This window comes from Silvanigrella sp. (assembly GCF_044369315.1).
In the GTDB taxonomy this organism is placed as follows: Bacteria; Bdellovibrionota_B; Oligoflexia; order Silvanigrellales; family Silvanigrellaceae; genus Silvanigrella.
The window spans coordinates 1-9,830 of the sequence record NZ_JBIPMD010000117.1 but is presented as its reverse complement, the minus strand read 5'-3'; the positions used below and the strand labels follow the sequence as shown (position 1 = coordinate 9,830).

The 9,830-nt window shown below is 29.9% G+C and carries 8 protein-coding genes; 3 read left to right on the top strand and 5 right to left on the bottom strand.

The annotated features are described in order from the left end of the window. Nucleotides 1–134 precede the first annotated feature (134 nt). On the top strand, nt 135–1,199 hold the full coding sequence (gene metB / locus ACIQ56_RS10310) for a cystathionine gamma-synthase (RefSeq protein ID WP_397600977.1): 1,065 nt from the start codon (nt 135–137) through the stop codon (nt 1,197–1,199). Nucleotide 1,200: 1 nt separating this feature from the next. Here the strand turns inward: metB and ACIQ56_RS10305 are convergent, their stop codons facing one another. Beyond that, nucleotides 1,201–1,692, bottom strand: a complete 492-nt coding sequence (locus ACIQ56_RS10305) for a hypothetical protein (protein ID WP_397600976.1) — start codon at nt 1,690–1,692, stop codon at nt 1,201–1,203. 214 nt (nt 1,693–1,906) lie between these two features. On the opposite strand from ACIQ56_RS10305, the gene ACIQ56_RS10300 reads away from it, so the two are divergent. Both ACIQ56_RS10300 and ACIQ56_RS10295 read left to right on the top strand, forming a co-directional pair. Continuing rightward, nucleotides 1,907–3,211, top strand: coding sequence for an ATP-binding protein (locus ACIQ56_RS10300; RefSeq protein WP_397600975.1), 1,305 nt, complete (start codon nt 1,907–1,909; stop codon nt 3,209–3,211). Between the two features lies 1 nt (nt 3,212). Next, nucleotides 3,213–3,755, top strand: coding sequence for a response regulator transcription factor (locus ACIQ56_RS10295; RefSeq protein WP_397600974.1), 543 nt, complete (start codon nt 3,213–3,215; stop codon nt 3,753–3,755). 7 nt (nt 3,756–3,762) lie between these two features. On the opposite strand, the gene ACIQ56_RS10290 is transcribed toward ACIQ56_RS10295, so the two are convergent. The 4 genes from ACIQ56_RS10290 to ACIQ56_RS10275 all read right to left on the bottom strand — a co-directional run bounded on the left by ACIQ56_RS10290 (nt 3,763) and on the right by ACIQ56_RS10275 (nt 9,637). Next, complete coding sequence (locus ACIQ56_RS10290) at nt 3,763–4,224, bottom strand: hypothetical protein (protein WP_397600973.1); 462 nt, start codon at nt 4,222–4,224, stop codon at nt 3,763–3,765. A gap of 206 nt (nt 4,225–4,430) precedes the next feature. Continuing rightward, entirely contained in the window at nt 4,431–5,732 is a 1,302-nt protein-coding gene (locus ACIQ56_RS10285; RefSeq protein ID WP_397600972.1) for an MFS transporter, read from the bottom strand. An 83-nt stretch (nt 5,733–5,815) separates the two neighbouring features. Continuing rightward, nucleotides 5,816–8,653, bottom strand: a complete 2,838-nt coding sequence (locus ACIQ56_RS10280) for a DEAD/DEAH box helicase (protein WP_397600971.1) — start codon at nt 8,651–8,653, stop codon at nt 5,816–5,818. Nucleotides 8,654–8,932: 279 nt separating this feature from the next. After that, on the bottom strand, nt 8,933–9,637 hold the full coding sequence (locus ACIQ56_RS10275; RefSeq protein ID WP_397600970.1) for a hypothetical protein: 705 nt from the start codon (nt 9,635–9,637) through the stop codon (nt 8,933–8,935). Nucleotides 9,638–9,830: the final 193 nt, after the last annotated feature.

The following is a 9,830-nucleotide window of genomic DNA, read 5'->3' as shown; positions in this document are numbered from 1 at the left end:
AGGTTAGTGCCAATTTCTTTGTGACTGATACCAAAATCTATGAGAAATGACAGAAAGGAGCAACGGAACTTGAATCGGTTGGTCTCAATGACTGTGGGAATAGTCCAATTGTCTTTGGGAACTGACATCCTCCTATTTATTTATCTGCAAACTATACCTTTGAAGATTTAGGAGAAAAAAGAGAATATGATTATTCCAGAAGTGGAAATCCAACAAGATCTGTACTTGCAAATACTTTAAGTGATATTGAAGGAGGAAGTGGTTCCGTTGTTACTTCATCTGGCTTATCTGCAGTAAATCTTCTTCTTCAATTGCTAAAACCAGGAGACCTTGTCATAGCACCCCATGATTGTTATGGAGGAACTTGGCGAATATTAAATGCTTTATCTCAAAAAGAACATTTAAGAGTATTATTTTTAGATTTAAATCAAACCGAAGAATTGGAGTCTGCATTAAAATTAAAACCAAAACAAGTTTGGATAGAAACGCCAAGTAACCCTCTTTTAAGAATTGTTGATATCGAAAAAATTTGCGCACTTGCCCATAATGTAAATGCTCAAGTAATAACAGACAATACCTTTTTATCTCCCTTATTACAAAATCCAATTTCTTTAGGTTCTGATTATGTTTTGCATTCAACAACAAAATATATAAATGGACATAGTGATATTATTGGAGGTTGTGTCATAGCAAATTCAAAAGAAAAAGCAGATGAATTATTGTGGTGGGCGAATGCAACCGGTGTAACAGGTTCTGCTTTTGATAGTTGGTTAACACTGCGCGGCTTAAGAACTCTTGAAATAAGATTAACGAAACAACAAGAAAATGCTATTCGTATTGCTGAATATTTAAATACCCAAAAGGAAGTAACAAAAATATATTACCCTGGATTAACAAACCATGAAAATCATATTATTGCTAAAAAACAGCAAAAAGGGTTTGGAGCTATGTTGAGTTTTGAATTAAATTTAGATTTTGAAAAAATGAAAACTTTTATTTCTAAATTAAATCACTTTTCACTTGCAGAATCTTTAGGAGGAGTAGAAAGCTTAATAGCACACCCTTATAGCATGACTCATGCTTCTATGTCGTCTGAGGCTAAAAACATCGCAGGAATATCAGAAGGATTAATACGTCTATCAATAGGTATAGAAAACGCTGAAGATCTCATTTATGATATTGATAATGCCTTAAAATAAATTATTCTAATATTTGAAAATCAAATAACCCAACCGTGCCATCTTTATAAAATAATCTCACTTGCCATAAACCAGTCATAAAAAGCTGCATATTTTCAAGACTTAAACAGCCAAATCCAATTCCTTCAGAAGCTTGGCTTTGTAAATTTGAGGGTAGAAAGGCTTGATTTACCGTAGGGGGTTGGCTGCCATGACCCATATCAGGCATATATAAATCAACTTTATCCACATTTTTATATTGCTCAACACATAACAGGGCTTGTGCCATATTTTTAGAGTTTGGTTTTGTTTTAAATTGCAATGTTCCTAAATATTTTGATGGATTAGATGGATCTACATCCAATACCTTTCCTGAATTTTTTTCAATTGATGAGGTTTTCATTGTATATTCAAAATCCAATGGTTTTTGTTTGTTTTTTAAATATACTAAAACAATTCCAACAATTCCAATTAAAATCCCTAAAATTAATATAATTTTCGAAATTTTTGTCATTCGTTTCCTCCAAAAAGTCTTACACAAACCAACTTTCCCTAATTATCTAACTTTCAAATTGAAAAAAGGAAAGCAACAAAATAAATTTCACCGCAACAAATTACTGCACCCAATTGAAAAGAGCATTTTCCCACTTGGTAAAATTATTTAGGTAAGCTAAAAAGAACTAGGATTAAAATATCCTATTGTTATTTAAACAAAGTGTGGCTTTATAATGATATTTCTTGATTTACATAAAAAAATAAAAAAATACCTTTTAGGCAATCGTTTTCCTGATGAAAACAGAACAAAATTATTTTGGCTGATTCGCCTTCGCTGGTTAGCAATATTAGGTTTATTAATCACACTTTATTTAGAAATTAAATTAGAATGGATTGATAATTCCTTTATTGTTCTTTATATTGTTACCCTTATAAATCTTATCATATTAAATTTGTGTACTTATTATATAACTAAAAAAATTGTAAATATTTCATTAAATATTGTATTTTTTCAGCTTATTTGTGATTTAAGTGCAATTACATTTTTATTTGTAATTACAGGAGGAGTTTGGAATCCTTTTGTACAAATCATTTTTCTTAATATTATTTTAGGTTCTATTTTATTAAAAGGATTTTCGGCACTTTTATTTTTTATATACGCTATTTTATGTGTCTTGTTTTTACATTATCCTACATTCACACCACCGGCATTTTCTATTTATCCCATGAACACACGGTTCCTATTACCAGCCCAACTCATTGTAAGTAGCCTTTTATTTTTAATAACTCATTGGCTTTCTTATTCCCTTAGTTCTCAAAAAAAATATTCGGAAAAACTTTTAGAAGAAAACAATCGCATAGATAAATTAAGAGCACTTGGAGCTATTTCAGCGGGTTTTTCCCATGAATTTGCAACACCTTTAAATACAATAAAACTAAGATCTTCACGACTCATAAGAAAAAATAATTTAGAAGAAAATGATGACATTAAAGTTATTTTGAAAGCAATTTTACAATGTGAAAATGCAATTAAACAAATGCATACAAAAACCTTATCAGAGAGTGAAACAAACTTTGAGGTTGTAAATATTTCAGAAATTGTAAACAAAATTATTTTAAGTTGGTCTTCTAAAGAAAAATTGGTACATTATAATTTAAATACAAATGTGAAAAAAATAAACTGTTACATTCCTATTCTTGCTTTTACAAAAGCATTTATAGATTTATTAGACAATGCAGAACAAGCAAGTAAAAGTTCAGAATCAAATAACAATATATTTATTACGGTTGAATTATTCGAAAAAGATAATTTTATTCATTTAATTGTAAAAGACAATGGAATAGGTTGGCCCGAAATTGTTAAAAAATATGCTGGAAAACCTTTTGTAACTACGAAAGAAAATGGAGTCGGTCTTGGTTTATATAATGGATTTACATTTGCTTCTGCCGTTGGAGGTAAATTCATTTTATCGGACAATTATAATGGAGGGGGGGCATGCGCTCAATTTCAAATTCCTATCTATATAGAGGGAGTATAATATGACAAAAAAGAAATTTTTAATAATTGAAGATAATGAGGATTTTCGTTCCTCATTAGCACTTGAGTTTGAAGATAAAGGTTTTGAAGTTATCCCCATTGAATCTATCAACCAAATACCAAAAACAAATATAGATTATGCTATCGTTGATTTAAGATTAAAAAATGATAACGGCATAAAATGTGTTGAACAAATACAACAAAACTCTCCAAATTGCCGCATTGTTATGCTAACAGGATATCCAAGTTTAGCAACTGCTGTTAAGGCAATTAAAAAAGGTGCCATTAATTATCTTGCAAAGCCTGCTAATATGCAACAATTAGAAAAAGCATTATTTGAAGAAGAGTTTATAGAAACAGAAAATAAAAAAAATACAAATGCCACATTTATACCTCTAGCCCCTAGCCTTGCAAGGCATGAAAGAGAGTATATAGAATATATTCTATCCGAATGTAATGGAAATATTACTTCTGCAGCAAAAAGACTTGGACTTCATAGACAAAGTTTACAAAGAAAATTAAAAAAATATCCACCTAAAAGTTAAAGCACAATTATAACTTTTTAAAACAAGAATATAATTTTAATTTAATTTTATGAAATTCATCTATATTAGCATACACAATGATACTTTTTTGATTATTTTGATCATCAAAATAAGAATACTCTTTTAACTTATTATTATTTTTATCATTAAAAGAAAATTCAAGTTCCTCTTTTTTGGGGCTTAAAATATGCGGTGAGCAAGAATGATAATCGTAGTAAATAATACCATTTATAATTATTTTACACTCTTTTTTATTAGAATATTTAGATGACATCAGAAAATTATTAGTTACTTGATTGGATTCGACAAAAGAATCATTACAATACACAGATGTCGATAAAATAAAATCTTGATTCTCATTTACCCTAATTTCATATTGAGTAGGAATATTTTGTTTTATGGAAGCATGACATAATCCTGCAGAAAATGAGGTAATTATTAAAATACGCCTCATAAATAATTTTTTCATAAATTTTCCAAAATTTTTAATATATAAAATAGAAATACATATTATAGGTAAATAATACTTTTATCCTCAACTCCTAAATAGATCTAAATTATAATAATGTCAAATTTATTCAAAAAATCAAAAGAAATGAATAAAAATAAGATTAAAGAAACAAATTTAAACTTATTTTTAATTAATTAAAATAATTTTATAATTTTACATATTCATTAATCATATTCGTGATAAGGCTTAAACAAGCTAAATGCAAGGGCAATAATGGATACAAATATAATAAAATAAGCTGGTGAAATAGTGGAACCTGTTTTTTCAATTAAAGAAGTTACTATTAATGGAGTTAAACCGCCAAAAATAGCAAAAGCTAAATTATAGCTAAATGAAGCGCCAGAATATCTTATTTTGGCGGGAAATGATTGGATTAGTAAATACATAGAAGAGGCTGTAGCCGCTGAAGTTGCAATGGTTGCTAATAAATAACATAAATAAATGGGTAAAAAGTTATTTTGAGAAAAATTTAAAAAGACAGGATAAGAAAATAAAATAAATAAGATACAAGAAAAATTTAAAACTTTTTTGGGACCAATTTTATCGCAAACAACTCCAAAACAGAGGGTTAAAATAGAATAGAATAAAACTGCTATTGAATTTATTCTTAAAATATCTTCAGATTTAAAGAAAAAATATGCTTTTAAATAATTAGGCAAATATAATAAAAATAAAGAAACAGCCACAGCAACAACCCAAAGTCCTGTTGTTGTTTGTATAATAGTTAATTTATGTGATTGAAATACTTCTTTTAATGGAATTTTTACAACTTCATTTTTCATTCTTTTAAATACAGGGGTTTCATTTAAAAATCCTCTTAAGTAAACAGCAATTAATCCCAAAACCCCACCAATTAAAAATAGAATTCTCCATCCCCATGAATTTAATGTTTCCTCATGCATAAATTTTGTTAGAATATAACCAACGGATGATCCTAAAAATGTTCCAAAGGTAACACCACAAAACAGAGCACCACAAGCAAGTCCTCTGTTTGTTTTTTGCGCATGTTCATAAATAAAGGTTAAAGAACAAGGTATTTCTCCACCAAGAGCAAGTCCTTGTATAAATCGACATAAAACCAGTAAAATAGGAGCGAAAATACCAATTTGAGCATATGTTGGAAGACAACCAATAATAAAAGTAGGCAATGCCATTAAAAAAACCGTTAATGCAAAAGAGTTTTTCCTTCCTTTTTTATCCCCAAAATGGCTAAAAAGAATACCACCCAATAATCGAGCAAAATACCCGCAAGCAAAAACAGAATAAGATAAAATTAAACTCGTAATTGGTGAATTCGTTTGAAAAAAAAGATTTGACATAATAGATGCAAAATATACGTAAACTACAAAATCATAAAATTCTAACGATCCTCCAATTGCAGATATAGAAAATATTTTAATTTCTTTACGCGTTAATTTTTTATTTTCTACTTGAAAAATTTCTTCTGCTTTAAGTGGTAAGCTCAATGTTAATTCACTCCAAAATAAAAGTTAATTCAATTCAGAGTGAAAATAACATTAAGAAAAAAAGGGGACAAGTTTATTCGTTATTATTTCACTATTTCTTCAAGGCTACCAGGGATATTTTCAAATTCATCCGCTTCTTCAACCAACATTCTATTTCTTGCATCTAATGGTTCTCTTAATAGAATTCTTTGTAACCGTTTTGCTTCCGAGGCAATGGCAGGATCAAAATCGACAAGACGTCCACAACTTTGCAAAAAGGTTGAAAATCGAAATAAAACATTCATACAGTCGCCTGCTGAAAAATATTTAGAAGAATGCTCTTCAACAAGATCATCCCAAGAAGTTTTTGGGTTTAACCATTGTTTAATGATAGAAGCAGCTCCTAAATTAAATTCCCTGAATACAATTATATTTTCTTGAATTTCTTCCCATTTTTTAGGTTTAATTTCATCATATAACTCTGGAAATAAATTATTTGGATAATATTTTTCTATTAAAGTAGGAATATTTAAATCATTTAAAAATTCCATATCTGCATAGGTACTTGGAATTTCTTTAAAATGAGCTGCTCCAAAAGCAGACATTGCTTGTAAATAATCAATAAAAGTATCTTTATTTAAATGGCCTTGAGCCAACCAATTCGCAATAATAAGACCGCCAGCTTGAGGAAAATGCCTTGCTAAATTTCCCATTTGCGAAGGAACAGATCCATCTAGGGCACCTACTTCTTGCAAATGATTTATAATTTTATTTAGCATACTATGACTTGCTGTTTGCATCATAGAATGACATGGGGATTTCGCAGGACAATGATTACATGCAATTCCAGAACGTTTTTTTCCCTTTTGAAATTGTTTATATGTATTAGGAATATCTTGACATGCGATACTATCAATTCCCATTTTTTGATATAAAGTTGCAGATAAAAGATCATGATCAGCAACAAAAACTTGAGAAGAATCACGGGATCTCATAAAAAATGATTTTTGATAAAACATAGATAAATAAGCAATACTTTGGTGTTGCCCTAAAATTCCAATTACAGTTGTAGGATCAAACTTTAAAGAACTTTTACAAGGTTCGCGATCTTTTGGTTTTTGAGATGCATAACGTCCTGCGTTTAACCAAAGAGAAAAACCTTGTTTGTCATGACCACGTCTTCCTGCTCTGCCAAGCATTTGCATAATTTCAGTATTGGAATAAATGGTTTCTCCACCTTCACTTGGTCTGGATTCATCGGAAACAAATGCACTTCTTACGGCAAAATTCACTCCCAAACTGATTCCCATTGTTCCACAACAAACTCTTAACAATCCTTCTTTTAGCAAGGTTTCAATCGCAACGCGGCCTGGAGGAATCATCCCACTATGATGATAAGCAATACCATAACGTGTTACCAATTTTTGTAATTCAGGTGGAACATATTCATACCCAGAAAGAGTTTTTAATCGTTCTCTTAATTTATCAGCTTCTGGTCCTTCAAAATCTTTTTTAAAGTTTTTAGCAAAACTTAATGCAATGCCTTCTACATCACCTCTTCGACCTGCATAAATTACAATAGGCCCCATATTTAATTCGAGAGCTGATGAAATAGGTAGAATAAAAGAATTATAAACATCTTTTCCACGAAAGCGTCTATTTTCTTTTCTTTGAATACGACAAATTTTAGCTAATTGGACTTCTTCATCTGGTTTTAATTTTAAATCTTCAGCAAAAATCCATCCATATTTCGTATAAACCATATGAACTAAAGGAACAGGTCTTTTTGTTACTTTAACAACAACTGTTTCTTTGCCTGTTAAACTTTTAATCCAAGAAGCAAACTCTTCACTATTGGGAACACTTGCTGATAATAAAACAAGTTGACTATCTTTTGGTGTTAATATTAAAGATTCTTCCCAAGCACTGCCACGGCTCTCGTCTTGTAAAAAATGATATTCATCATATACAACAACACGGCGACTCATATTAGGTTCAATACCTAACAGGCTGTTACGATAGGTTTCTAAAGTAGCAAGCATAATTGGAGCATTTAAATTTTCTTTAAAGTCTCCTGTATTAATACCAACAGCATCTCTTCCGTATTTTTCGCTAAATTCACGATATTTATCGTTACTTAAACTTTTTACGGGGCTTGTATAAATAAGTTTCCCGCCTTCTTTCATTCTATATTCAAGCAAGGCTTCTATAACTCGCGTTTTTCCTGCAGAAGTAGGTGCATCTACAATTACATGTTTCCCAGCAAGCAATGCTTGCAATGCATTATACTGCCATTCATCTAACAACAAGCCACCAGGTGTTCTTAAATGACTTATCTCTTGATCTATTTTTGATTCCTGATTTACATTAACAGTTTTATTTTGATTCGTTAAACTTTCTTTATATTTTGCTAAGGCAAAACCTCTTGAAGGGATTTCTTTCGGTTTTTCAATTTTTTTATGATTTGAAACTTCTTCTTTTGGAGTTTCAATTGCTTCTTTTTTGTTACGTAAATAGGATTTTGTTGGCTGAAATTTTTGTGATGATGTGGAATTCAAATGATCTTTATGTTTTGAATTATTTTCACCATGGTGAGTTGTTGCCACACCTAAATCAATGGCACTAACGGATCCACTTACAAGTGAATTTATTTTTTTTCTAGCTTCATTCGCTAATTTTTGAAGCGTTTCTGCACCGATTTTTTGTTCTAAAAAGTTGTCAAATGCAATATGGTTTTCTTTTGGAGACTTGTTCTCGCCATGATTTTTACGAAATTTATTTTGAGGGTGAAATCGATTTGATGTTGAGGGATTGTTATCTCTATTTTTCTTTTGATTTCCTTGAAAGGATTTTTCTTTAGAGCCGCGATTTGGTTTTTTACCTTCTTTAACATTATTTATATTTTCCATACGCTCCTTAAAAGAATGATTTTTTTTTTGCAAAATTTCCTCCAAAACACACAATACCTGTATACCAGAATACCGATTCTTACCCTAAATTCGTCAGTGGGTGAATATACAGTGAATGGTATAAGATATCTAGTCTTATAATATCATAAGAATTATTAAAAAATTTAGGATAACATTTATTTTTTTTATATTTTAATTTAAAGAAAATAGTGATGATAAATTATAATCAGAGTAAATATGATTTTAAGTCAACTATGGAATTGTAAAAAAGGATTTAAATGAAAATTCAAATAAATCCTTTCTATAATTTTTTTAGAGGCTGTAAGAAGCTGTTAAATTAGCGGAAACTTCATTAAGGGACCAATTAGAAGATTCACTCCCAATATCTACAGCATTTACTTTTAGTTTTAGATCATTCTTATAAGAATGTCTGTTGTATGTTAAGCCCGCACCAATGCTAAAGTTTTGCGCTACTTCGTAGGTACCAATCACACTTGCACCATAAATAAAATGATTTTTTACAGTTGAATCTATTTCTAAGTTAACATTTGGATCTAGATTTTGACTTAATTTATAATTTAAATCATTATAAACACCATAACCAAAATTTCCTAAAGTAAAAATAGCAAATTTTTCTGTTGGTTTAAATTTAAAACCAGCATTCGCCATTAATGCCAAAGTTGAAAAAGTACCTTCTGTTTTTAAGCTTTCATCTTTATCACTTTCCCCAGTTAAACGAGAATAATTAATACCACCACCTACAACTGGTGAGCCAATACTGGTTTCAAAAAGTGAGTATAAAGCGGATGCATTCACATTAAAACCAGTCATGCTGGAATCTTTAGAATTAATTTTATTATCGTCACGATTCATTTCTGAATATCTTGAAAAACCAACACCACCAAGAATGTCTAAATTTAGTTTAGAAGAAGCAGTGTCTTTATTGCTTTCTTGAGCAAAAGCCATTTGAGAAGCAACAAGAGAACCTATTAAATAAACTGATTTTCTAATTAACATTTATATCTCCTAAGATAATTTATAAAAAACTTCTCTAATAAATAAAGAAGTATTCTTGAATTATAGGAATGATCTTCCCCCAATTTTATAGACACAATTAACCGACCTTTTTCATTGGTCTAGTTATTTCAAATATAACTGGAGACAGATATCCATTCGACGAATGCTTTCTAACACGATTGTAGTAAACTTC